Origin of the sequence: Paenibacillus sp. FSL R7-0297, assembly GCF_038009025.1 — a bacterium.
Classification (GTDB): Bacteria; Bacillota; Bacilli; order Paenibacillales; family Paenibacillaceae; genus Paenibacillus_AQ.
This window is the reverse complement of the sequence record NZ_JBBPAQ010000001.1, coordinates 3447432-3471422: the sequence shown is the minus strand read 5'-3', so window position 1 is coordinate 3471422 and position 23991 is coordinate 3447432. Positions and strand designations below refer to the sequence as shown.

The 23991-nt window shown below is 52.6% G+C and carries 20 protein-coding genes and 1 pseudogene; 7 read left to right on the top strand and 14 right to left on the bottom strand.

Annotation, left to right across the window (positions count from 1 at the left end; translation table 11 throughout):
* Positions 1–58 precede the first annotated feature (58 nt).
* From MKZ24_RS15095 to fabZ, 5 genes and pseudogenes are all read right to left on the bottom strand, one after another.
* Positions 59–1699, bottom strand: a complete 1641-nt coding sequence (locus MKZ24_RS15095) for a sugar ABC transporter substrate-binding protein (protein WP_042238076.1) — start codon at positions 1697–1699, stop codon at positions 59–61.
* A gap of 63 nt (positions 1700–1762) precedes the next feature.
* Positions 1763–2650, bottom strand: a complete 888-nt coding sequence (locus MKZ24_RS15090) for a carbohydrate ABC transporter permease (protein ID WP_340784194.1) — start codon at positions 2648–2650, stop codon at positions 1763–1765.
* 15 nt (positions 2651–2665) lie between these two features.
* Positions 2666–3646 (bottom strand): ABC transporter permease, encoded by a 981-nt coding sequence (locus tag MKZ24_RS15085; protein WP_197072958.1) that lies wholly within the window; start codon positions 3644–3646, stop codon positions 2666–2668.
* Between the two features lie 183 nt (positions 3647–3829).
* Positions 3830–4849, bottom strand: coding sequence for a LacI family DNA-binding transcriptional regulator (locus MKZ24_RS15080; RefSeq protein ID WP_340784191.1), 1020 nt, complete (start codon positions 4847–4849; stop codon positions 3830–3832).
* Positions 4850–4960: 111 nt separating this feature from the next.
* Positions 4961–5391: pseudogene (gene fabZ / locus MKZ24_RS15075) on the bottom strand (3-hydroxyacyl-ACP dehydratase FabZ).
* Between the two features lie 838 nt (positions 5392–6229).
* On the opposite strand from fabZ, the gene MKZ24_RS15070 reads away from it, so the two are divergent.
* The gene (locus tag MKZ24_RS15070; protein WP_052415919.1) at positions 6230–6544 is read left to right on the top strand and encodes a helix-turn-helix domain-containing protein; all 315 of its coding nucleotides are present in this window, start codon (positions 6230–6232) and stop codon (positions 6542–6544) included.
* 5 nt (positions 6545–6549) lie between these two features.
* A complete protein-coding gene (locus MKZ24_RS15065; protein WP_081956614.1) occupies positions 6550–7482 on the top strand; it encodes an IS3 family transposase in 933 nt (310 codons plus the stop codon).
* Positions 7483–7978: 496 nt separating this feature from the next.
* Here MKZ24_RS15065 and MKZ24_RS15060 read toward each other — a convergent pair whose 3' ends face one another.
* From MKZ24_RS15060 to MKZ24_RS15050, 3 genes are all read right to left on the bottom strand, one after another.
* Positions 7979–9364: an MATE family efflux transporter gene (locus tag MKZ24_RS15060; RefSeq protein ID WP_340784189.1), complete on the bottom strand. Its 1386-nt coding sequence runs from the start codon at positions 9362–9364 to the stop codon at positions 7979–7981.
* Between the two features lie 44 nt (positions 9365–9408).
* A complete protein-coding gene (locus MKZ24_RS15055; protein WP_197072959.1) occupies positions 9409–9840 on the bottom strand; it encodes a MarR family winged helix-turn-helix transcriptional regulator in 432 nt (143 codons plus the stop codon).
* Positions 9841–10143: 303 nt separating this feature from the next.
* Complete coding sequence (locus MKZ24_RS15050) at positions 10144–10899, bottom strand: YheC/YheD family protein (RefSeq protein ID WP_042238087.1); 756 nt, start codon at positions 10897–10899, stop codon at positions 10144–10146.
* A 212-nt stretch (positions 10900–11111) separates the two neighbouring features.
* On the opposite strand from MKZ24_RS15050, the gene MKZ24_RS15045 reads away from it, so the two are divergent.
* A complete protein-coding gene (locus tag MKZ24_RS15045; protein ID WP_042238089.1) occupies positions 11112–11927 on the top strand; it encodes a DUF6492 family protein in 816 nt (271 codons plus the stop codon).
* Positions 11928–11941: 14 nt separating this feature from the next.
* Complete coding sequence (locus MKZ24_RS15040) at positions 11942–13267, top strand: sugar phosphate nucleotidyltransferase (RefSeq protein WP_340784184.1); 1326 nt, start codon at positions 11942–11944, stop codon at positions 13265–13267.
* Positions 13268–13562: 295 nt separating this feature from the next.
* On the opposite strand, the gene MKZ24_RS15035 is transcribed toward MKZ24_RS15040, so the two are convergent.
* A complete protein-coding gene (locus MKZ24_RS15035) occupies positions 13563–14357 on the bottom strand; it encodes a Nif3-like dinuclear metal center hexameric protein (protein WP_340784182.1) in 795 nt (264 codons plus the stop codon).
* A gap of 34 nt (positions 14358–14391) precedes the next feature.
* Entirely contained in the window at positions 14392–16476 is a 2085-nt protein-coding gene (locus MKZ24_RS15030; RefSeq protein WP_042238104.1) for an alpha-glucuronidase family glycosyl hydrolase, read from the bottom strand.
* Positions 16477–16767: 291 nt separating this feature from the next.
* On the opposite strand from MKZ24_RS15030, the gene MKZ24_RS15025 reads away from it, so the two are divergent.
* Entirely contained in the window at positions 16768–17673 is a 906-nt protein-coding gene (locus MKZ24_RS15025) for an AraC family transcriptional regulator (protein ID WP_042238106.1), read from the top strand.
* Between the two features lie 82 nt (positions 17674–17755).
* Here MKZ24_RS15025 and MKZ24_RS15020 read toward each other — a convergent pair whose 3' ends face one another.
* Positions 17756–18388 (bottom strand): GntR family transcriptional regulator, encoded by a 633-nt coding sequence (locus MKZ24_RS15020; protein WP_340784179.1) that lies wholly within the window; start codon positions 18386–18388, stop codon positions 17756–17758.
* 244 nt (positions 18389–18632) lie between these two features.
* Between MKZ24_RS15020 and uxuA the strand changes: the two genes are divergently transcribed.
* Both uxuA and MKZ24_RS15010 read left to right on the top strand, forming a co-directional pair.
* Positions 18633–19709, top strand: a complete 1077-nt coding sequence (gene uxuA / locus MKZ24_RS15015; protein WP_042238111.1) for a mannonate dehydratase — start codon at positions 18633–18635, stop codon at positions 19707–19709.
* Complete coding sequence (locus tag MKZ24_RS15010; protein ID WP_340784175.1) at positions 19710–21326, top strand: mannitol dehydrogenase family protein; 1617 nt, start codon at positions 19710–19712, stop codon at positions 21324–21326. It begins immediately after the preceding gene.
* Positions 21327–21422: 96 nt separating this feature from the next.
* Here MKZ24_RS15010 and MKZ24_RS15005 read toward each other — a convergent pair whose 3' ends face one another.
* The 3 genes from MKZ24_RS15005 to MKZ24_RS14995 are packed head-to-tail and all read right to left on the bottom strand — an operon-like array spanning position 21423 to position 23882.
* Entirely contained in the window at positions 21423–22430 is a 1008-nt protein-coding gene (locus tag MKZ24_RS15005; protein ID WP_340784173.1) for an alpha/beta hydrolase family protein, read from the bottom strand.
* Positions 22408–23091, bottom strand: coding sequence for a GNAT family N-acetyltransferase (locus MKZ24_RS15000; protein WP_042238118.1), 684 nt, complete (start codon positions 23089–23091; stop codon positions 22408–22410). The genes MKZ24_RS15005 and MKZ24_RS15000 overlap by 23 nt, the downstream gene beginning before the upstream one ends.
* Entirely contained in the window at positions 23088–23882 is a 795-nt protein-coding gene (locus MKZ24_RS14995; protein ID WP_445324167.1) for a MerR family transcriptional regulator, read from the bottom strand. The genes MKZ24_RS15000 and MKZ24_RS14995 overlap by 4 nt, the downstream gene beginning before the upstream one ends.
* Positions 23883–23991 lie beyond the last annotated feature (109 nt).

Sequence of the window (23991 nt, the reverse complement as noted above, 5' to 3'; positions counted from 1 at the left end):
TTATCCCTCCATCTTTTTATAGAAAAGGGCCCAAAGCGGGCCCTTTCTTGTGCCTTGCTTATTTAATGCCCAGTTTATCCTTGTTGGCTTGCATCTTCCCGCTGCGGATCTCTACGATCTTATCCCAGCTGTTTTTGTCCAGGAAGGCTTTATAGTCAGCCAAGGTACTGTCAAAGGCTGCATCATCCTTGGCACGGATCATGCTTACCATTGTTGTGTTCCAGGTGGTGTTAATCGCCGTCAGACCGCGGGCTTCGGCCGTACCTTGATCCGGATTAATGTTCTCCAGAATGAAATGCGGTTTCAGCTTGCCTTGGCCCCATTCCTGCATTTGCTTGATCGATTCAGGGAAGGCATCCTTGCTCAGCGCTTTGTGGCGGTCATGCCCGAAGAACATGAATTCTCCCATCCGGTAATCCTTCTTGAACTTATCCGCATTATTCAGCTGCAGATCCTTCACTTCCGGCAGCAATTCAACCGTACCGTCGCTATTTGCCTTGTAGGTCTCGCCTTCAATACCATAGTTCATCAGCTTCTGACCTTCTTCACTCAGCAGGTACGTGAAGATTTGAATCGCTTTAGCCGGGTCCTTGCAGTCTTTGGTGATGTAGCTGATCATCCAGCCGGTAATTCCGGACTGATTGAGTGTAGGCTGATGTCCAACCGTGCTCTGCGGGCCATCGATGGCAATGTACTCTTTTCCCGGATTAGCACTCATGAAGATCTGCAGATTACCGCCCTGCTGTGGAGTCCCGTCGAGCAGCATCGTGGCATATTTACCGGACTTCACTTTCTCCTCAAAGCCTGTACCGTCATCGGCGAAGCTGTCGTCACTGATCGCCCCGTCTCTATATACGGCATTCAGCGTCCGGAGCCAGGTCAGGTAATCCTCATCCAGATTGCGGTTGTAGAACTTGCCATCTTCCGTTTCAAGCGGAACGCCGATGAAATCCTGCAGCACATCCCCGAGCGATCCGGTGCCTTCCCCAATGGAGTTGAAGCCGAAAGGAATCATGTCAGGGAACTGTGTTTTGATCTGGTTCAGGACACTCTTGAATTCTTCCGGGGTCCCGAAGGATGGGCTGCCCAGTGCTTCATAGACATCCTTCCGGATGACAAAAGCGGTTTTGGCCGGAATGTTGCCGCTGTCGTAATCTGCCTGTGTATTGGAATAGTTAGGATAACCGTAGGTTTTGCCGTCTTTCAGTTGGAACCAGTTCAGTGTGTCGGCCGCAGCGACCTTGTTGAAGTACGGATCGTATTTCTCGGCCAGATCATTCAGCGGGAGCGCCCAGGTAGCGGCCTTTTGCACGACCGGGGAGTTCGAGTCGAAGATCGTCAGCAGATCCGGCATATCACCGCCCGCGAAGAACGTATTCAGCTTGGTGTCGTCCCCCGTAATGAACTTGATGTCAATGTTCAGATCCTCTTTGATCTTCTTGGTTACTACATCCTTGCCGAAATCGGTGTTCCACCAGTCCGCGTTGACATACCAGGTCAATTCCGTAGTCTCCGATTTCTTATCCAGCTGCCAGGCCGGGGTTTCCGGGTCCACCGTGTAGCGGTCTTCTATTGAGACATCGCTGCCCTTCTTCGAACCGCCGTTTGAGCTGCAGCCTGCCACCACCAGCATTGCCGCCATCAGCAGCAGCGCAAGCTTAACACCCTTATTCCCCAGGACTTTATTCATCTTAATCATTGATAAACCTCCTATAATATGATGTAGAAACCTTTTTTTAAGAAATACGCCCCCTCTTCTTCTCTACTCTTTGACCGCCCCCATCATCATGCCGGAGATAAAGTACCTTTGAAGAACTGGATACATCGCAACAATCGGCAGGGTAGTAATGACAATTGTTGCTAGTTGAACCCCTTTGGTGGTGGTTTCAATCACGGCGGAGCCCCCGATGTTCTGCATCGACTGGGTCTGTGACTGCACGATAATCTCATACAGCTTCATCTGTAGCGGATAGAGGGCCTGATTGGTGATATATAGCTTCGTTGTCATGAAGTCGTTCCATTGCCCCACCCCGTTGAACAGGGCGATTGTCGCCATCGCAGGCATGGAGAGCGGAATGAAGATTTTGAGGAAAATATGCCAGTCGCCTGCGCCGTCAATCTTGGCCGATTCTTCCAGCGAATCCGGGACATTCCGGAAAAAGTTCATCAGAATGACAACGTCGTAATAGCTGAATAATGCGGGTATGATATACACCCAGAAGCTGTTCAGAAGTCCAAGCGATTTAATGAGCAGGTAGGTCGGAATCATCCCGCCTGAGAAAAACATCGTAATCACGCCCATCGTCACATACAGCTTGCGGCCGCGGATGTATCTTTTGCTGAGACCGTAGCCGATCATGGCGCAGAAGAACACATGGGTGAAAACCCCGACAAAGGTTTTGGAGATGGAGACCAGGAAGGACTGCCCGATGCTGCTGTCATTGAATACGGCGCGGTAATTCTCCAGGGAGAATTCCTTGGACCAGAAGATAAATCCGCCTTCGGCAAGCGCCTTGCCTGAGCTCAAGGATGAAATAATGACGTTCCATAAGGGAACGAGAATAATAACCATGAAGATTATCAGCAGAACCATATTGACCGCGTCAAAGATCCGGCTGTCGATATCTTCTTTAACCACCTTTCGGTTCACAGCACATGCCTCCCTTTATAACACGGATTGATTATCATTCAATTTACTGGTGATTTTGTTCGCCGTAACCAGCAGGATCACCGATACGATGGAGACACCCAAACCAACGGCGGTCGCATACGAGAAATCACCTTGCGTCATCCCCATACGGTATACATAAGAGTTGATAACTTCGGCTCTCGCCCGGTTCTGGGAGTTCATGAGGACCAGCGTCTGATCCAGATTGGAGCCGAGTAAACCGCTTACAGTCAGAATCAGATTCAGGCTGATAATTGACTTCATGTTCGGAAGAGTGATATTCCAGATTTGCCGGAGCCGGCTGGCTCCATCTATTTTGGCCGCCTCGTAGTAGGTCGGATCGATTTTTGACATAATGGCCAGATACAGAATTGTGCCCCACCCGGCTTCTTTCCAGATATCGGACAACGTGGCAATCCACCAGTACTTTCCGGAATCCAGTAGAATGTTGGACGGCTTCGAGATCAGTCCCAGATTCAGCAGCAGCTCATTGAACAAGCCGGAAGTAGAGAACCAGGTGATCAGCATTCCGCCGAGTACGATCCATGACAGGAAATGCGGCAGGTAGGAGATGGTCTGGACGAATTTTTTGAAGCGCCCCATGTTCAGCTCGTAAATCATGATGGCGAGAATAATCGGAATGACGAACCCGATCCCAAGCTTCAGGAAGCTGATGCCCAGCGTGTTCACGACCGCATCCCAGAAGTATTCGTCAGACAGAATAATCTTGAAGTTATCCAGTCCCACCCAGGGTGCAGTAGACAGTGTGTCTATGACCGTGTAGTTCTTGAAGGCAATTGTCAGACCGTAAATCGGTATGTAGCAAAAAATAATCATAAAAATAATGCCCGGCAGAATCATGGATTGAATCTCCCACTGCCTTTTGTAATCGATTACAAATTCTTTGATCCGCTGCCCCATAGGCTTCTTGGCGTTCGGCGGCATTGAAGTTGCCGGTACTACAGCTGTTTTATTCACGTTCTTCTCCCCTCCAAATCAAGAAATCAGATATTTAAATCAATAAAAACGTTTTTATTTCTGCGCAAAAAAAAGCCCCCCTGCTGTGCATATTTTTATATAACAATGAAGTAGAAACAGAAGGAAACCTAATCGTGTGAAAACATATGGATGCTTATATCTGGAAACGACCACTTCTACTCTCTAAGGGCGGTCATTCCGGTCCATCTTTACATGGCTTGAGCCTCTTACAACAAGTTCACCCTGCAATTTCTGTACGGCGCCTTGCTCCTTCTCTTGAATCATGCGCACCAGATGGTCAATTGCCAGCATGCCCTGCCTTGCGATCTGATTCCGCACTGTCGTGAGCGGCGGCGAGTAGTATGGAGCGATATCAATATCATCGAAGCCCATTACGCTGACATCCTCCGGCACCTCATACCCGTAGCTCTTAAGCGCCTGGATACAGCCGATCGCACTGATATCATTACCGGCCAGGAAGGCATCAGGTAATTTCTCGGGATGCACGCGGATAAAGGACTTCACGGCATTATAGGTGCTGTCTTCCTCAAAATAACCCTGAAGAATATAATCCTCATCTTCCGGAAGCTGATATTGGCGGAGCGCTGCCAGATAACCTTCCCGCCGCTGTACGCTGTCGAACATCGTATCTACGCCGGAGATATAGGCAATTTTCTTATGCCCCAGGCCGATTAAATACTTGGTAGCCTCATAGCCTGATTCAAAAGAATCAAAAATGATGCTCCCCATCCCTTCGTCCTCCAGCACCCGGTCCAGAAACACTGCCTTAATCTTGTCTTTCTTCATCGCGGCAATGTCCTTCTCATCGATGCCCAGCTCTTCATAGATAATGACACCGTCCACGCGCCGCCCGAGAATATTGCTCATGACCACTTGTTTGTCCTTGGTGACAAATACATTCAGCCCGTAGCCTAGGCGGTCGCACTGACGGGCCATGGATTCTACCAGCTTGTAGAAGTATGGACCTGACACACTTGTGGTGAAAAACCCCAGCATCTTGGTCGTACCGGACTTCAGCAGCTTACCGTTCAGGTTCGGAACATAATTCAGGCGCTGCGCTACCTTCAGCACATGGGATTTGGTCTCCGGGTTGAGTACATCCACGTCATTCAAGGCGTTGGAGACCGTGGAGATGGAGACGCCCGCTTCTCTGGCCACGTCTTTGATTGTTATCTTTCCCATATCATTGTTCCTCTGCAATAAAAACGTTTTTATAGTTTATAAAATAGCATGAAACCGTTTTAAATACAACACTTTTTCTCATGATCTTTCTCCAGCCACCTTTTCCGCTAGTTATTGCCCGCTGAACGCAAACATAATCTCTGCCTCGCACACCCGCTCACCCTCTACAGTGGCGGTCCCGGTTCCTTTTACAATCATCCCTTTGATGCGGGTGACCTCACATTCAAGGCGCAGCTGATCTCCCGGCTTCACTTGACATTTAAACCGGCAGTTGTCTATTCCCGTGAGCAGTCCGAGGGTGCTTCTGCTCTCCTCCTGCTTGGACATGGCTATACCGCCTACCTGAGCCAGCGCCTCTACAATCAATACACCCGGCATCACCGGGTATCCGGGGAAATGCCCCTGGAAGATCGGTTCGTTTATACTCACATTCTTAATTCCTACCGCGCCCGCTTGCCTTCTTCAAGCTCGGTGATCCGGTCTACCAGCAGAAACGGATAACGGTGGGGAACCCGCGCCTGAATTTCATTCACGTCCAGCATACAGTAACTCCTCTGTGATTAAATTTATCTCATTTTACTATAAAGCAGCGGGCTTTAGCTATGCAGGAGTTGGAGTGGCTGCGGCGGATGGGGCGGTGAGTGCGGGAGGGCGCGGCGGCGGACAGCGGGCCGGTGGAGTAGCACGGTTTCACGGTCACACGGCGGCGAGGGCGGTGGGTGCCGGTGACTGACGGTGGTACTGGCGTGGGCGAGGGGTGTGCCGGTGACTGGCGGTGGTACTGGTGGGGGCGGGGGGTGCCGGTGACTGACGGTGGTACTGGCGGAGGCGGGGGCGGGGGGTGCCGGTGCGGATGCAGCGCGGATACAGCGCGGATGCAGCGCGGATACAGCGCGGATGCAGGGGCAAGCACAAGTTGGGAGGTGAGTGGGGACGGAGTGTTATAGGGTACAGGCGATGGAGGCGAATTGAGGGACGCTGTCCCCCTTCGTTCCACTCACTAGCCCACTTGCAGCAGAATTAAAGGGATTTATCCCTCTAATTCCACTCGTCCCGCCTACTTTTGGTGCATTTAATGGGATTTATCCCTCTATTCCTCTCATTCTGCCTACTTTCGGCGTAATTAGTGGGATTTATCCCTCTATTTTTCACCGGAACCAGGGGCACTGTTGCCCCTCATTTACCTCTCCACGCCCGCTTCCACCGGAACCAGGGGCACTTTTGCCCCTCATTTCCCACTTCAGGCCCACTTCCACCGGAACCAGGGGCACTTTTGCCCCTCATTTCCCACTTCAGGCCCACTTCCTCCACAGCCCCCTAAAGAAGTTGGAGTCCTCCCCCACAAAAATGTAGACTAGATACAGGAGGAGGATGAACGGAATGGGACACTTAACAGGAACAAGAGAGAAGGCAGCGCAAGAGGTGTTGTCTGGCATTAAGGCGGCGGTGGTTGCCCGAAAGTATGGGGTGACTCCATCAACGGTGAATCAGTGGGTGAGGGATTACCGGGAAGCCCATGGGGAGCAAGATCATCCGTATCCCCAGGACCAGGTGGAGGAACGGAAGCGCCTGCTGGACGTCGAGCAGAAATATGAGAAGGCCGTCAAGATGCTCGGTGAAAAGGAGTTAGAGATTGAGATTCTGCGTGAACTGCTAAAAAAGCCAACCCCTGCTTATCCGAAAAAATCGAGGTAGCCGATATGTTCATTAAGCAGGGGAATACCGCAGCCTTGGTGCTCCGTCTCGTGGGGCTAGCAGAGTCTACGTACTACGACCGTAAGAAACGCAAGAAGCAGGAGGCGCAGGCCGTCCCCCAGGGGCGTGGAAGACCCCTACCCGGCTACTCCCTGACCGAGTCGGGAGAGAAGATTAGCGACGAGCAGATCCAGGAAATGCTCCTGGAACTGGTCGCTGGAGAAGAGCACGTGTACGGGTACAAACTGCTGGCCAAGTGCTTGTGGAACCAGCACGGGCTGAGGCTCAACCACAAGAAAAGCTACCGGCTGTGTCAGGCGCTGGAGATCCTGCAGCCCCAGCGTCAGAAGCGCTTTAAGCATCCCCGGAAGCTGCCGGAGAACCGAGTCATTACCGGAGCGGGCCAGCTCTGGCAGATGGACATTAAATACGGGTATGTGGCGGGCCGGGACCGGCATTTCTTCGTCCTGAGCATTATCGATGTGTTTACCCGGGTTATCGTCGGGTATCACCGAGGATCGTCGTGTGAGGCCAAGCACGCCTGCCAGACGCTGGGACGCGCCATGGAGCAACACTGCGCCCCTGGCAGCGCGCGCCCGGTGATCCGCACCGACAACGGCCCCCAGTTCATCAGCCATCTGTTTGGCGACATGTGTGAAAGCTGGGAGATGACCCATGAACGCATTCCGCCTCGAACGCCGGATTTAAATGCTTTTATTGAATCGTTCCACAGCAATATCGATCGGGATTTGTTCCGCAAAGAGGCCTTCGACACGTTCGAAGAGGCCTATGAAGCCGTGGACCGGTACATGGACTTTTACAATAACCGCAGAATGCATACGAGTCTTCGCAACATGCCGCCAGCTACCTTTGCGGAGTGGGTGCTGACCCTAGAAGACCAGTCCTGCTTCTTCTGGCCGAGAGAAAAAGCGAAATAAAGAGCAAGGCTACGACAAGTACCGATTTTATACGGAGGACTCCGGGATAAGGGGGTCGCACCGCTTCCACCGGAACCAGGGGCACTTTTGCCCCTCATTTCCCTCTTCAGCCCCATTTCTACCGGAATCAGGGGCACTTTTACCCCTCATTTTCTCTCACAGCCGACTTCCACCGGAATCAGGGCACTTTTACCCCTCATTTTCTCTCACAGCCGACTTCCACCGGAATCACTCTTACCCCTCATTCCCTCTCATTGCCTACTCTCGGGGGGGGGGGGGGGGGGGGGGGGGGGGGCCGATGGATTCATCGTATAATTAAAACCTTGTATATAGTTTAACTTAAGAATGTTGACCAGCCGATGGACGACCTTCCTGCAGAGCAAGGGTTCGTCCATGTAGCAATTCAGATTCTAGGTTTACCCTATATAGATTCAAGGTTTTTAAAGAAATCTAAGTAATTCACTTAGGACTTCAGGGCTTCAAGCTTCAGGAAGCGTCACACCGACAACGCCGGAGCAGCATCCAGATCATCTACACTAGCCATGTTTCTCAGCTTCCGCTTGAAGCCGATGAACAGGATCGCGCCCAGAAGGCTTGTCGTCACCTCGGTAACCGTCATGGACCAGATCACGCCATGCAGTCCGAAGAAATAATGCAGCACGATAATCACCGGGATATAGAGCACACCTTGCGTAACAGCCATAATCCCCGCCTCGGCGGCTTGGCCCGTGGCCTGGAAGATGCTCATGAACAGACCGGTAAAACCATTGAACAGCGCGGAGATGAGCATGGCTGCCAGGATATAAATCCCCATGCTGATCACTGAGTTATCGCTGGAAAATAAATGCAGGATAGGTCCCCGGAACACATAGACCAGACTGACAAATACCACCGCAATGCTGGCGATATAGCCAAAAGCATACTTTATGCTGGAGGTAAGTCTCGCTCTGTTCCTGCTGGCATAGTTAAAGGCGAAGAGCGGAATCAGGCCCAGGAACAGTCCCATCGACAGGAACTCGGGAATCTGCACAATTCTCAGCGCCACCCCAAACCCGGCTACGACATTATCACCATACTGGATGGAATAGTTATTAAGCAGTAGTGTGGTCACAATCAGAAAAGCGCATTGCAGCAGCTCAGTGATGCCGACTTTATAGATCTCCAGCTTATCCTGTAGGGATATTCTGAAATGCTTCAGGAACCCCCTGAGATTCTGACTCCGTTTCTCCAGATAATAGAGATAATAGAGTGCCGAACCAAGGTTAGCGAGACACATGGCCAGCGCCGCTCCGGCTACATGCCAGCCCAGAATCAGGATAAACAGCGGGTCAAAGATCAGGCTGAGCGCCGTGCTGATGAAAATGCCGTACATCGACTCCTTCGAGGCCCCCTCCGCGCGGACCAGCTGTTCAAGCGCAAAGTTAAGCACAATCGCGAAGCCGCCGGCGAACATCGTCAGGGCATAGGTCTTCGTGTAATCGAAGGTTGCCGCATCCGCACCGAGCAGGCGGGTGAGCGGATTAATCGCCAGCAGCGCCAGCAGGGCGATAACGATTCCGGCGATGATGCTTGCATAGAAGGTATATCCGGCGATCCGCTTACCCTTCTCCGTATTCTTCTCTCCGGCCAGCCGGGTGACGAAGGTTCCGCCGCCTACTCCAAACACATTGCCGAAGGCCATCAGGACGGTAAAAATCGGCAAGCCCAGCGTAATCGCCGTCAGCATCCCCGTATTATGCAGCAGGCCGATGAAATACGCGTTGATCACATTGTAGACCGTTCCGACCGACATGCCGATCATCATGGGAACTGACAAATGGAATATCGCCTTTTTCATTGGAGCGGATTCCAGGTAATATTGGTTGGATACTTCCTTGTTCATATTCATTCCTCCGAACGTGTATCTTCATAATCAAATTCATTCCATTACAAGCTTTGATTAACTTTGGACAGCAGCGACAATAGGGTTGCTGCCTCCTCCTTGCTGAGCTGCCGGGTAATACCGGCTTCGACATCCGAGAACATCAGGTTGAACTCCTCGACCAGGATGACTCCCTTCTCCAATACGGTCAGCTTCTTCTGACGCTCATCCTTCTCATGGGTGACGCGTGCGATGTAGCCTTTTTTCTCCAGGCCCTGGAGCATGCTGGTGATGCTGGCCCCGCGCCGCTTGAACTGCTCCGCCAGATCCTTCTGGATCACACCTTTGTCCTGATTCTCATAGATATATCCGATCATCCTGCCTTGTGCGGAGTTCAGTCCCAGCTCGTTCAGCCGGGCATCGGCAGAGCTCTTAAGCTTGAGTCCAATCTCACGGATCAAATCTGAATACGGTGTATGCAAAATGGGTTCGGCCATCTTCATTTCCCCTTGTCATTTTAGATAGAATTCTAAGTAATACAGTAAGCATATTAGATAGAATTCTAACTGTCAAGGTTCTAATTAACTGGATATCGAAGCAGCCCGGGCCTCTCCTCCTCTCGGCATAGCCATGATCCGCTGCAGACCTAATGTACTTAGGGAATGTAAACTGAGTTTAAACAGCGTCAATGACGAATCGGCCAAGCCGTCTGGTTGACTCCTGCTAGCTAAGCGTAAGCCTATATAAATAATTATTACAAAAGAAAGGCCTCGCACGCTGGCAGGCCTTCTTCGTATGCTCTATGGCTTCAGGCTAAAACGCCGGTACCTCATCACTCTGCGGTACATGGATTTATCCTTAAGCTGATTAAAAATATACGGGTCTGGATTCATGTTCACTTCAATAATCCACGGCTTGAGCGTCCGGTCAAGACCGATGTCTACACCGAATTGCCGGTGGTGAGGATAGGTCTTCTGCATTTGAACCGCGATGCGTGTGCCCAGACGGTTCAGTTCACCCTTCAGCTGTACGAGCTGGTGGGCCGACAGATGGGTAGAGAGCAACTGCTCCACTGCGGTCGGTTTGCCGCCGCTGTGGTAGTTGGTGACTATTTTGCGCGGATGGCCCAGCCGGCCAATGATCCCGGTAGCCTCCCAAACGCCCTTGGGGCTGAGCTGCACCATCACCCGGAGGTCAAAGCGGCGCCCGCCCTGCTTCAGCAGATGGATACCTTTTTGAACCAGATAGCTCTTTCTGCCGATCTTCTTCGCCAGACTTTTATGAAAAGCTTCAAACGCATCGAAATGGCGCCGCGTTTCCTCATACTGGTACGTATACCCCTGCCGTTCCCCCCGCTCAGCGCGGATCACTCCATTGCCATAGGTTCCCCGTTCCGGCTTGACATAAATCATTCCATAGCTGTGAATCATCTGCTCCAGATTTCGTCTGGTAAACCTCCGGGTATCCGGAATGAACGGGGAAATGGTTTGGTTCTTAAGCAATAATCGGGTCTTGTACCATTTGCTCTGACCTGACTGAACCTGCTTGGCTGTCACGCATACACTCTCCTGTCCGGGAAGGAGCTTTCCATCCTCCCTTGATTTGCATAGTCGCTGCATTCTATGCGGAAGAAGGCGTATTTGAATAAAGCATCTGCCCCCTACGGGAAGATTATCTTTCAGCAGGATCATTGCCCTGTCAACCGTTAATCCGCAGGCATACCCTAGTGCAGGCGCTCAAGTGTCAATATAGGTACGGAGATGAACCCATGTCAGATGCTTCGGAAAATGTAACGAAAAATGGTCCTCCAATCGATGTCCTGATCCCGGCTATTGAAAAGGATCTTGCCACCCTCCCCCATGTAATCGACAGTCTCCGCCGTTACGTCCGCCACCCTATCAGCCATATTTATATTGTCTCGCCGAACAGCAGCAAGATCAGAAGGCTATGCTCCCGCAAAAATTGTGTCTTTGTCGATGAAACCACCGTTCTGCCGTTCACTAAGAAAGCTATCCGCTACTCCTCTTCCCGCTGGAACCGTTCCGGCTGGCTGTACCAGCAGCTGCTTAAGATGAACGGGGATCATATTTGCCGCGAGAAATTCTTCCTGGTGGTTGATGCGGATACGGTGCTGATTCGCCCCCATCGTTTCCGTTCCGGCGGGAAAAGCATCTTTTACTGCCGCAGCTGGAGCCAGCCGGAATATTTCCGCACCTACCGGAAGCTGCTCGGCGCCGCCGCTCCTTCCCCTAAGTCTTTTGTTACACACTATATGCTGTTCGAGTCCGCGAAGCTGGCCAGTCTCAAAAGAATGATTGAAGCCCGGCACGGGATGCCCTGGCATGCCGCTATCCTCCGCTCCATCGACAAAACGAAGCAGTTCGGCTTCTCCGAATTCGAAACCTATGCCAACTATGTGTACAGCAGGAACAGCGCCGCTGTGCTGCTCAGGAACGCCAACAATAAAGCTCTGAAGACTCCGGCGGCCTCCCTGGGCAAAGCGCAGCTTCAGAAGTATGCCCGTACGTACCGTTCGCTGTCCTTCCATCAGCGCAAGGGATATTCCACTCCGCCCAAACCTTAAGGAGGCAGACCGCCTTGCATACTATTCTTCTAAGCGGGGGCTCCGGTATGCGGCTATGGCCCCTCTCCGGCAGCATCCGTTCCAAGATGTTCCTGCCGCTGCTTCCTGCACCTGACGGGGGCACAGAGTCCATGATCGGACGCGTATGCCGGCAGCTCGGTCAAGCGGGACTTGACGGATCCGTGCTGTTCGTTGCGCATCAGGAGCAGCTGGCCATCACCCGGCGCTATACCGGAAAAAAATTCCAGGTGATCGGGGAGCCTTACAAACGCGGCACATTTACGGCAGCCGCCTATGGCGCCCTGCATTTGTACTCCGCAGGAACGGCTAAACTGGAGGACATCATCTGCATCGCTCCGGCTGATATGTATGCGGACGAAGACTTCTTCCGGCTGTTTCCTAAGTTTCCGGATATTCTGGCAGCCTCACAGGCAGAGCTCCTCCTGCTTGGAACTCAACCTGCCCATCCTTCGGATCAATACGGCTATATTGTCCCGGCACAAGGAGGCATGGAGGCGTATGCTCAGGTGCTCTCTTTTGCAGAGAAACCGGATATCGCCAAAGCGCGGGAGCTGATGCAGGAGCATGCCTTATGGAACTGCGGGGTATTCGCGTTTCGGCTAAGCTTCCTGCTGTCGCATCTGCAGAGGATGGGGCTGCCCACTGATCATGCGGCATTTGCTGCTCAATATGCCGGACTTCCGGTCCGCAGCTTTGACAAGGAAGTGGCGGAGCACAGCACCAAAGCAGTCGTTGTGCGGCATAAGGGGGAGTGGTCTGATCTGGGAAGCTGGGATATGCTGACTGCCCGGCTGGACTCCCCGTTGACTGGCGAAGGAGGCTTATGGGGGGAATGCCGGGATACCCATATCGTCAACGAGCTGAAGGTTCCGCTGCATGTAATCGGTGTACCCGGCATAGTCGCCATAGCGAGCCCCGAAGGCATCCTGGTTGCAGCCAGGAAGGAAGCAAACATGATCAAGGACATCCTGCAAGAGCATTCTGTTCAGGAACCGAGGTACGGTGAGACCGGCTGGGGCAGCTATACCCTTCTGGACCAGGCAGCAAATGGCATCCGCCTTGTACTTACGATGATGCTAACACTGCTGCCGGAGCATGACATCCCGGAAATGGACTGTCAGCATTCTGCCAAGACATGGATGATTGTATCGGGCCACGGTGAGGTCACGGTGAATGGAGCCGCAGCCGCAGCATCGGCAGGGGGAATATTCACTATAGCCCGTGGAGACCGGCATGCGGTCAGGGCTGTCAGCACCTTGAAGCTTATTGAGGTACGGATCAGTGATCCAGGCGATGAGAGGCGGGTATATGGCAGCTGATAAGAAGTTTCAAGGCTTGTTCTTCGCATCCGCCGCTACAAACAAAAAGGGATATCTCAAACGCCAGATGGTGGCTGTTTGGAATATCCCTGATTGCTATACGGACCGCCTCCGATATAAGTGCAGTTGACGGCTTGCTGCCTCTACAATGTAAGCCGAATCTTGTATACAAACAATATTCTTAATGCGGAATCCGGCTGGATATTCCCGCCGATTGTCCCCCCTTTGCCGGCAGAAGACCTGAAGGGACAGCCATTGTCCCTTGATCTTCACACCTTCAAAGAGGCTTCTCCAGTTATACAATTTGATACACAGGCTGTTCCTGAATATAATGCACCGGTACATCCGGAAACTGCAAGGCCAGCCGCTGCGCCAGCAGCTTCATCCCCGGCGCTTCACTCTCCGCATGGCCCAGCATAATTAATGCCTGGCTTCGGCCCTGCCGGACGGCATCCCGGATATATTCCGGGGTCTCCCACTCCGGGCCTTCACCGGCGATAATCAGATCAAGTGACTCCTGCTCAAATAGGGGAATGGTAGCTGCACCACCGCCTCTGTAGCCAACCAGCACGCCCACTCTGCTGCATACAGCGGATAAATTGCCTGCTGCGCGGACATAGGGGATATGCAGCTGCTGCTTCAAATATCCGGCAATCTCTGAAACTGACGCAGCAGGGACCGAGAGAATAGACACATGGGGCAGATGCCGTTCGACATACGGCTCCCATTCCAGCTCCCGCAGCAGCCCTTCTATGATCCCGTCCGGTGTATAGCGGTGCACATAGTCATGGAAGCGGTAGATACCTACCCCGGTGCTGGCGATCAATGCAGATTTCTGCCGGTATACAGGATCATTCTCCAATCCTTCCCGGTTGTCCTGATGGCTATAAAAAACACCTTCATGCGTAATGATCAGATTCGCGCCAAGCAAGACCGCCTGTTCAATTACATACTGCGAAGCCGAGAAGGCGGTCACAATTCCCTGCACTTCCGACTCCGGAGCACCCGGCTCCAGCCTGTCTACCGTTCCATCCGGCTTGCGGATGCCTGCTGTTAAATGTCCGATAACCTGTCCGAAAGTGAGCGTCATGAACCTGCCCCTCCTAATAGTTCCCTATTAACTCTCAATAAATCTTGCGTGCTCCGGAATCTTCTATACCGCTCTTGCGGTAAAAGTAAGTATTGATCTGGTCGCGCCACTCCTTGGCATGCGCAGCCTGTCCCCGCAGACGTTCCTCTACCTGCACATACAACCCCTCTGCGATCCTTCCCTTCAATCCGTTCCAGGCAGCCAGCAGCCCGTCAGCACGTTCCGCACCTGCAAAATGGGTGTCGTAGATATGCTGAATCACAGTTTTGCCGGAATGCAGCACATGGGTGTAAGGCACATGATGGAAGAACAGCAGCAGTTCATCCGGACATTCTTCCAGCGAATCATAGCGCTGCGCATTGTTGCCCATATACTGGGCGCTGTATCCGGTGCCTGTAGCCACAGTCCGGTCTACACCGATTCCCTGATGATCGGCATAATGGTAGGTACCCCATTGTGAATATTCATAGCCGTCAACATTAGGTCCATAGTGATGCTCAGGGTTAATCATCCAGCCCACGCCAAGCGGTGCCGTATAGGACTCGTAAATCTCCCAGGAATCCAGTAGAATCCGGCTGATTACGCCGGCAACCGCAGCCTCTGCACCAAACGTCAGGGCGATCCACTCCGCAGCTATTTCTTCCGCGCTAAGCTCCGGGTTCCAGGCCAGCCGCCCGAATCCGTAAAGATTCGCCTGAGCCAGCAGATGACCGGTCCAATTCCGGTCATTGCCCACATTGGATACCGCGGCCACACCGCTGTAACGGTTGCCCCATAACGAGCCGTCAACGATATGCTTCACCGGAGCCGTTCCGCCTTGGGCCAGCGTATCAAATTCCATAATCTCTTTCCACTGCGGAACCAGATAACAGACATGACGCTGCTGTCCGGTATACTCCTGGGCAATTTGAAATTCAATTACCTGATTGGTCTGTTCAAGCGCCCCGAACAGCGGAGATACCGGTTCTCTGACCTGGAAATCCATCGGGCCGTTCTTGATCTGCAGAATTACGTTATCATGGAACTTACCGTCAAGCGGCTTGAAATGATCATAGGCTGCTCTCGCCCGGTCCGTCTTGCGGTCACGCCAGTCCTGCTTGCAGTTGTACACGAAGCAGCGCCAGATAACGATGCCGCCGAACGGCTCCAGCGCCTCCGCCAGCATATTGGCGCCATCGGCATGATCCCGCCCGTACGTGAACGGGCCTGGCCGGTTCTCCGAATCGGCCTTGACCACGAATCCGCCGAAATCAGGAATCACCGTATAGATTTCAGCCGCTTTCGTCTTCCACCACTCCCGGACTCCGGTGTCCAGCGGATCTGCAGTTCCTACTTCACCTTCATGCATCGGGCCCGCGAAGTTCACGCTCAGGAACAGCCGGATACCATAGGTTCTGAATACATCAGCGATTCTCGCTACATCGGGCAGGTAGGTGGAGATAAACAATGTTTCCAGCGCATGAACGTTCACGTTATTGATCGCAATGGCATTAATCCCTGCGGTAGACATCAGCCGAGCGTAATCGGTAATTCTGTTAAAATCATCCGTGAAGCGGTTATTCTCATAGAGGAAGGATCTCCCCGAATATCCCCGCTCTACACTGCCGTCGAAATTATCCCAATGGTTGATCATGCGCAGCGCGTTCACCGGATTCACGGTTTCATCCAGACGCTCAATGTCTTTCAGACCTCCAATCAGGCGCAGGAGGTGGAAGACACCATACAGCACACCTGCCGGTGCGGAAGCCCCTACGGCAATGCACTTCTGGGTCAGGCTGGTGCGGATCGCGAATCCTTCCGGTCCTACCCCTTGAATCGTCTTCACATCAAATACATCCTGAATCAGCGGATTGCCACCATGGAAGGTGCCGAATGCTATGGTGAATCCGCCCGCAGCCGGTGAAGCCCCTGCCTCAATGTCCAGCATCGAGGCAATCCCTCTCTGCCATTCACGCAGCGCCGCTTGCACCGTCTCCTGCTCTTCCGTCACGGTTACGGCTCCGCACCATTTCACATATTGCGTATATAGATTGCCTTGCGGCAGCTTCGGGTAGCTTAACCAGGCGTCGTATCCGCTGCCGGCTACTACGGCAGTCTGATTGTCCGGTTGTTGTCTCATGCCAACATCTCCTCCAGTGTATTAATCATGTTTAGCGGGCGTATGACCGGGCAGGTATCGCTGAGCCACGGTTATTAACACAGCCGTGAAGCTCAGGCTTCTTCGCCCATCTTGTATACTAGTTCCTGTTCAGGTTCATCCTACCACGCTGCCGCCGGACGGGAACATTGTCAAATCAAGCAATTATTTACCCAAATCAAGCAGGTTTCAGCTATACTAAAAACGAGATAATGGATCGCGTAAAACGAATACACTCGTTAATTCTAACGCAAGTGTCAGGGGGAGAATCTATTGGTTTCCGCTTTTTTACCGCCTGTATTGGGTCAATGCCTTAGTGAAACGATCATCCCGGATGTGAAAACCACGCTTAACCTGTTTGGTATGCATCTGCGCAAGGTCAGCGGGGAATGGGATTATCCGCTGCACGCCCATCCGCAATATGAATTCAACTATGTGCTCGAAGGGGAGCAACTGTTTACCGTTAATAACCGCAGCTATATCCAACGGGCCGGAGACTTAGTACTGCTCCGGCCGGGAGATTCTCATGCCAGCCGCAGCGGAAACGGCCAGGCTTTTACGTATTTCTGCATTCATTTTGATATCGATGACAAGCTCCTGATCTCCTTGCTCAGCCGCCTGGATCACGTACTCTTCCCTTCCGCAAGCAATATTGCCCATAAGCTAGGGCCCATCCTCTCCAAATTGGTGGATATTTCAGGCTCTATCTCGGGAGACATCACCATGTCACAGCGCATGAGGCTGCAGTCCGCCGTCTTCGATCTGTTCGCCCAGCTGTGGGAAGCCTTCTCTATTGAAGCTGATCTGTCTTCCCCTGCCACCTATGAGAAGATTGAGCTGGCCCACCAGATCCGCGGCCGCCTTCAGGGGCTGGTCTACCAGCAATTCAAGCTGGAGCTGCCCTATGACAGCCATTACGGAATTGATGATATTGCCTCGGAGCTCGGGATCAGCGCCTCGCACTGCTACCGGGTGTTCCGCCAGGTGTTCGGCATCTCGCCCCGGGAGTTTCTGTCCGAACAGATGCTCCATGAAGCTAAGGTCCTGCTGGATGATCCCAGCCTGTCCGTCAGCCGGATATCAGGCATTCTCGGCTACCGCGATATTGCCCATTTCAGCCGGCAGTTCAAGCGCTGGCACGGCACCTCACCGCGCGAATACCGCGAGTCCGGACTATAGGCCTCCATGCCAAATATCCCTGCCTTCATGTCACATGAGTGCAGGGATATTTGGCATCTGCCAGACGGTCCAGAATACGGATTTATTGCTTGATATAAGTGGCAAAATGCTCCTGAAAGTTCGTCGAATCAATATCTGCCCGCAGATGATGATGCAGCAGCTCATCGATCCCCGCCGTGTCCCCCTGCAGGGTATAATCCAGCAGCTGCTGATGCTCCTGCTGAATCGTAGCCAGCTTCTCGTCCTTCAGCATATGCAGCTTCCGGTAGCGGATGTAATGCACATTGAACTGCTGCAGCACCCCCCACAGGAATTCTCGTCCGGCCAGGCCGAACATGGTGCGGTGAAATTGATCATCCAGCTGCAGGAAAACCTCGGCCCCCTCGGCCTGCTCAATACACTTCTGCTGCTGCGCAAGGTTGCCCCTCAGCTCATGCAGCCCCTTCAGCGGAATATTACCGGCCAGCGACTTCATAATTTCCTTCTCCAGCACATTGCGGAGATAGATTATCTGCTCCACCGACTCCAGATCTATGTACGAGACCAGATTGCCTTTTTTGGGATAGATGTCCACGTACTGCTCCAGGGACAATTGCTTCAGCACATCCCGGATCGGCGTCCGCGACAGCTCGAAGCGTTCGGAAAGCGCGGTCTCACTGATCATCGACCCGGGCTTCAGCGCAAGCGAGAGAATTTCCTGTTTCAGATACGACATTATTTCTTTCTTGGAAGTCATGGAATGGACCAACTTTCTGTACGATATTCTTCTCCACTCATTATATAGAAAACAGATAGGAATTACATTGACAAAGCATAAAGCTTATTCTATGATCAATACGAATCCTAGCTTGTATACAAGATAATCATATCACAAAACGTTTTATCCGTATGGTCAATTGTCACAAGGCTTCAGAATGATTGTATTTGTATTTATGTTTAATACCAAGGAGGAAATGACAATGAATATGACTTGGAGATGGTATGGCGAGGGCAACGACAATATTACCCTTGACCATGTACGTCAAATTCCCGGAGTAATGGGCATCGTCTGGTCGCTGCATCACAAGGTAGCGGGTGAAGTATGGGAAATGGAAGAAATCCAGAAGGTTGCCGATCAGATTACAGCCAAAGGCTTCAGCACAGCGGTTGTAGAAAGCGTTAACGTTCATGATGATATCAAGATCGGGCTGCCGTCCCGCGACAAATACATTGACATCTATATCGATACCATCCGCAAGCTGGCCAAGGTCGGCGTTAAGGTCATCTGCTACAACTTCATGCCGGTGTTCGACTGGACCCGTACTGAGCTGTATAAGGAGCTGCCGGACGGATCGAATGCACTCTTTTATGAAAAGGCTGCCATTACGGATAATCCGCGCGAAATGGTGGACCGGATTCTGAGGGGTGCCGGAGAATTCACAATGCCGGGCTGGGAGCCGGAGCGGCTGGAGAAGCTGGATGATCTGTTCGCGGCTTACGCCGATGTCACCGAGGATATCCTGTTCGACAACCTGAAGTATTTCCTGGAGCGCATTATTCCGGTGTGTGAAGAAGTGGATATCCGTATGGCGATTCACCCTGACGATCCGGCCTGGCCGATCTTCGGACTGCCGCGCATCATCCGCAGCCGCGATTCCATCCGCCGTTTCCTGGACATGGTCGACAGTCCGTATAACGGCCTTACCTTCTGTACAGGTTCGCTTGGAACCAACCCGCAGAATGATCTTCCGGCGATGATCCGCGAATTCCACGACCGGATTTATTTCGCCCATATTCGCAACGTGAAGGTATTCGACAATGGCGACTTCATTGAAGTATCCCACCGGGGGCAAGATGGCAGCGTGGATGTGGCTGAGGTTGTCAAAGCTTACCACGAGAACGGATACACTGGCTATGTGCGTCCGGACCACGGCAGACATCTCTGGGGCGAAGAGAAAAACTGCCGTCCGGGTTATGGCCTGTACGACAGAGCGATGGGCATTATGTATCTGCTGGGCGTATGGGACAGCCTGGAGAATGCCAAGGGGGCGAAATAAATGCTGAGCCTCACCAGAAGCAGCATTGCGGACCGTGAAGCCTGGGAAGCCGCAGGTGTAGAGCTGCCGCAGTTCGATTTCGCAGCGGTAGCACAGAATACACTGGATAAGCCGGAGTGGGTTCACTTTGGAGCCGGAAATATCTTCAGAGGCTTCGTGGCCAATGCCCACCAGAAGCTGCTCGACAGCGGCAAGGCAGATACCGGTATCATTGCTGCCGAGACCTTCGACTTCGAGATGATCGACAAGGTCTACAAGCCTTATGATAATCTGACTCTGCTGGTATTGATGAATGCGCGCGGCGACTTCCAGAAGAGAATCGTCAGCAGCATCGTGGAAGGTCTCACAGCGGATAAGACCCGCGAAGCGGATTACAGCCGCCTGACCGCAGTGTTCGAGAATCCCAGCCTGCAGATGGCCAGCTTCACGATTACGGAAAAAGGCTATTCCCTCACCGGACCGAACGGCCAGTATCTGGGTATCGTCGAGAAGGATATCGCCGGCGGTCCGGAGCAGCCGGTCCATGCGATGAGCATCGTCTGCTCCTTCGCTTACCGGCGTTATCTGAAGGGACAGCATCCGATGACCTTCGTCAGCATGGACAACTGCTCGCATAACGGCGATAAGCTGAAGAACGGCATGGTTACGATCGCCAAAGAATGGGCGGCCAAAGGCCATGTAGAAGAAGGCTTCGTTGCTTATCTTGAGGATGAGCAGAAGATTACCTTTCCGCTGTCCATGATTGACAAAATCACGCCGCGCCCGTCCGAATCGGTGCAGGCGGCGCTGCTGGAGCAGGGAATCGGCGGCATGGATGTGATCGTCACCTCCAAGAATACGTACACCGCCCCCTTCGTCAACGCCGAGATCAGCGAGTACCTGGTGATTGAAGATAAATTCACCAACGGCCGCCCGGCGCTGGAAGAAGCCGGTGTCATCTTCACCGACCGGGATACGGTCAACAATGTCGAAACCATGAAGGTAACTACCTGCCTCAATCCGCTGCATACTGCGCTGGCAGTAACCGGCTGTCTGCTCGGTTACACGCTGATTGCCGATGAGATGAAGGATGATACCTTGCGGAAGCTCGTGGAGATTATTGGCTACAAAGAAGGCCTGCCGGTGGTTGTAGACCCGGGCATTCTGAGTCCGAAGCAGTTCCTCGATGAAGTGCTGCAGGAGCGCTTCGCCAATCCGTTCATTCCGGATACCCCCCAGCGGATTGCTACCGATACTTCGCAGAAGGTCGGCATCCGCTTCGGCGAGACGATCAAGTCGTACATCCGCCGTGAGGAGCTCGATCCGGCGCAGCTTACGGCCATTCCGCTGGCAATTGCAGCTTGGTGCCGGTATTTGCTCGGCGTGAACGATGAAGGCGGCGTGTTCGCGCTGAGTCCCGACCCGCTACTGGAAGCTTTACAGGCGCGGCTGGAAGGAATTACGCTAGGCGCGAATGCAGAGCAGGCAGCGAAGGTGCGGGCGGTTCTCGAGGATCAAGCCATCTTCGGCGTTGACCTGTACGCCATTGGACTGGGTGAAGTCATCCAAGGGATGTTCACTGAGATGCTGGCGGGCCCCGGTGCTGTGCGGGCTACGCTGGAGAAATATATCGCCTGATGGGCAGGTGATACGAGATAGGTACTTACCGAAAGACCGGGACGGTTGGTCCCGGTCTTCTTTTATATCCAACCCCTCCGTTCTTCCTTCCACCCTTCAGCCTTGTTTACTAAGAAACTGTTCTATCTGCTCCATATAACCATCAACTGTAATCTTCCGAGGGGCAAAGAGACTGATCATCAATGCACGCAGAGCAGAATCAGCCGTTTGGACCCGAAGCATAGAATGCTCGGTGTCCGGGAACAGCCTAACCGTGAGCAGTGAGGCAGGGCTGATGTTCTCACGGTACACCGACTCCGTTTGCTCCACATCTACATTCAAGTCCTCTTCGCCAAGCAGCAGGAGCACCGGGGATTTGAAGTTCTGTAGCTCATTCGTAGCGTCTGACAGAAAGTTCCGGCGGACAAATGACCAGCGTTCTGCGGACATTGCCTCCTTCGGATGAGTCAATTGTGTATATTCTTCATAGTCTGCTCCCTGAAGCAAAAGCTCGTCCACTTGCTGCTCGTAGGTGATCTGACGCTTAATTTCCTCGGCGGTATACCCGTCCTTCTTCATCTGCTGCCGGGTATTATACGCCCCCTGCTGCAGCCAATTGATGGCCGGTGAGACCAGAATGCTGAATGCGAGCGTTTCTTGTGCCGCAAGCTTCGGAATCACCCAACCCGCTTGGCTGGCTCCCCATACACCAACCCGCCCGCTATCCACGAACGTCTGCGCTCTGGCCCAGGCCAGTGCCTGTCCGGCTTCCTCCACCCGATCCCCGATACTCTGCTCAAGCCAGCTGCCTGCGGATCCATTGATTCCTCTTTTATTAAGCGACAGAGAGGCATACCCCAGCGAGGCGAGCCGTTCCCAGAGTGGTTTGTATCCGTCATGATGTGAAGCATCGACCGGTCCGTCGCCATGGATGAATAGTACTAAACCCAGTCCGCCTGCGGCGTTCTTAGGGAGCGTCAGTATCCCCGTTAATTTGCCCTGCGGGGTGGGAATCTCAACGGACTGCTCTATCATTTCAAACGTATTCTGACGCACAATATAAAGACCCGCACCAAGCAGTATACCTAACACGATGATTAAGCTAATTACGATTTTCTTGTTCATATGAACCTCCATATTGCCTGCTGATCATATACTCCCACTTCACTTCACCGGACAGAAATTTGCTTAACAGGCTATACTCTTCCGCTTGGGTGCTGAATCCAAGCCGTTCATACAAACTCTTGGCAGCCCTGTTGTTTCCAGAGACATGCAGGCTTAAATATGTTAATCGCGGATGATCCTGCATAAATTGTTGTGCCCGGCCTATCAGCAGTTGCCCTACACCTTTACCCTGATGTTCAGGATGAACCGCAAGATCTGCGATATAGCATTCTCCCGGCAATGGGTCATAGTTCAAGCCATAGAGTGTGGCCAGCAGCAGCAGTGTATTTCTTGTGCCAATCGCTGTAATCTGCTTCCATGCAGAAAGCTTGGCGGATTCAGCCGCCTTTCCGGTGATACTTACAGAGTTCTTGTGCCACTTCAGGCTAAGGGTACCCGCCACTACCCCGCCTCGCAGCGCCACCACCCGTTTCGTGCACAGACCTTCCGCTGAATGCTCCAGCAGCTGCTCAAAAAACACGGCTAACTCCCCTGGATCAACCTTGGCTAGCGCCATAAACTTACTCTGGAATCCATGCACAATGATCCGGCTGACCTCAAGATTATGTTCCGGCTGTATGTCTACAGTGGTAATCGTTTTGGGAACAGAAGAATGGGTCATAAAGGATCTACGCCCGAAGCGGCTTCGGTTTCAATGCAGAGCAATATCTCATAATGGAGCATGCCCTGGCTGAACAAAGAGAGGTAGGATTTCTCGATAAGAATAAGCGGACCCGGAAGTTCACCATATTCATGCTCAGCATGGCGGCTGAATTGTTCAATAGCCTTCTCAAGCCCGGATTCATCTTTCACCTGTAACTTAAGAGAGAGATAGTTGCCCGCCGGTAAAATCCGTCCGGTTCCTCTGCCCCGCTCCAGAGCCGTATACAATGAGACAGTATCCTTACGGTCATAAACATAATGAATATCAGTTTCGAACAAATGGTTTACGCCTGCAGACTGTTCCACCAGTGTTCTTGCATCAAGAGCGGCTGCCGAATCCATGTCAAACCACTTTTGCAGCTGCAATGCTTCACGCATTTTCACGCTGTAGCTCTGCTTGTCCATCTGAAAATCACGCTGCTCATGCAGAACCTTCAAGAGGAGCTGCTCCAGCTGCTGGAGCCTGGCAATCTCTCTGCCTACCTCCCCCAGCGAGTGATGCAGCTTCTCTTCCATTACCTGCTCTCCGTCCTCCGCCATACTTTCTTTTATCGCCTGCACGGGCATCCCCAGCTTGCGCAGCAGCATAATTTGCGAGAGCTGATAGATCTGGTCTATGCCATACTTGCGATACTGGTTCGTATCCGTATAGGAAGGGAGAAGCACCCCTTTTTCCTCAAAATACCTGATCTGATGAACCGACACCTGCATCAGCTCGGCCAATTCGCCAATTGTAATTTCCGCCCCCAACACTCATCCCTCCTCACTTCCCTGCCTATGCTTCAATGATATACCTTAGGCCAGACCTAAGGTCAATGACTTAGTCAGAAATGTAAAAAAGACGGCACGAAAGAACGAT

What these genes read in the sequence shown, in the direction of transcription:
- MKZ24_RS15095 (WP_042238076.1), bottom strand. Translation starts at nt 1,699, where the DNA reads ATGATTAAGATGAATAAAGTCCTGGGGAATAAGGGTGTTAAGCTTGCG.
- MKZ24_RS15080 (WP_340784191.1), bottom strand. Translation starts at nt 4,849, where the DNA reads ATGGGAAAGATAACAATCAAAGACGTGGCCAGAGAAGCGGGCGTCTCC.
- MKZ24_RS15070 (WP_052415919.1), top strand. Translation starts at nt 6,230, where the DNA reads ATGGGACACTTAACAGGAACAAGAGAGAAGGCAGCGCAAGAGGTGTTG.
- MKZ24_RS15065 (WP_081956614.1), top strand. Translation starts at nt 6,550, where the DNA reads ATGTTCATTAAGCAGGGGAATACCGCAGCCTTGGTGCTCCGTCTCGTG.
- MKZ24_RS15060 (WP_340784189.1), bottom strand. Translation starts at nt 9,364, where the DNA reads ATGAACAAGGAAGTATCCAACCAATATTACCTGGAATCCGCTCCAATG.
- MKZ24_RS15055 (WP_197072959.1), bottom strand. Translation starts at nt 9,840, where the DNA reads ATGGCCGAACCCATTTTGCATACACCGTATTCAGATTTGATCCGTGAG.
- MKZ24_RS15045 (WP_042238089.1), top strand. Translation starts at nt 11,112, where the DNA reads ATGTCAGATGCTTCGGAAAATGTAACGAAAAATGGTCCTCCAATCGAT.
- MKZ24_RS15035 (WP_340784182.1), bottom strand. Translation starts at nt 14,357, where the DNA reads ATGACGCTCACTTTCGGACAGGTTATCGGACATTTAACAGCAGGCATC.
- MKZ24_RS15030 (WP_042238104.1), bottom strand. Translation starts at nt 16,476, where the DNA reads ATGAGACAACAACCGGACAATCAGACTGCCGTAGTAGCCGGCAGCGGA.
- MKZ24_RS15020 (WP_340784179.1), bottom strand. Translation starts at nt 18,388, where the DNA reads ATGTCGTATCTGAAACAGGAAATTCTCTCGCTTGCGCTGAAGCCCGGG.
- uxuA (WP_042238111.1), top strand. Translation starts at nt 18,633, where the DNA reads ATGAATATGACTTGGAGATGGTATGGCGAGGGCAACGACAATATTACC.
- MKZ24_RS15010 (WP_340784175.1), top strand. Translation starts at nt 19,710, where the DNA reads ATGCTGAGCCTCACCAGAAGCAGCATTGCGGACCGTGAAGCCTGGGAA.
- MKZ24_RS15005 (WP_340784173.1), bottom strand. Translation starts at nt 22,430, where the DNA reads ATGAACAAGAAAATCGTAATTAGCTTAATCATCGTGTTAGGTATACTG.
- MKZ24_RS15000 (WP_042238118.1), bottom strand. Translation starts at nt 23,091, where the DNA reads ATGACCCATTCTTCTGTTCCCAAAACGATTACCACTGTAGACATACAG.